The organism is Microbacterium sp. GbtcB4 (assembly GCF_019091465.1).
Classification (GTDB): domain Bacteria; phylum Actinomycetota; class Actinomycetes; order Actinomycetales; family Microbacteriaceae; genus Microbacterium; species Microbacterium paraoxydans.
Genome location: NZ_JAGXJJ010000851.1, coordinates 1 through 228, shown reverse-complemented (window position 1 = coordinate 228; position 228 = coordinate 1). Strand labels below are relative to the sequence as shown.

Genomic DNA, 228 nt, shown 5'->3' with positions numbered 1-228 from the left:
GTCGCGCTCGCGGCCGCCGCGGGTCTCAACGTGATCGAGTGGGGCGGAGACGTGCATGTGCCGCCGGGTGAGGTCGACCGCGCGGCGGAGGGCGCGCGGATGACCACGGATGCCGGACTCGCCGTCGCGTCGGACGGGGCGGACTTCCGCGCCGGTCCGGAGGGGTCGCCCACCCCGGGCCTCCACAGCGCCACCGCCCCGGGTGCTGGCCGCCTGCGGGTGGGGGCC

At 78.9% G+C, this 228-nt stretch carries 1 pseudogene; it reads left to right on the top strand.

Annotated features, from left to right (window positions below):
* Window positions 1-228, top strand: a pseudogene (locus KVS71_RS19865) (sugar phosphate isomerase/epimerase); the annotation flags it as partial.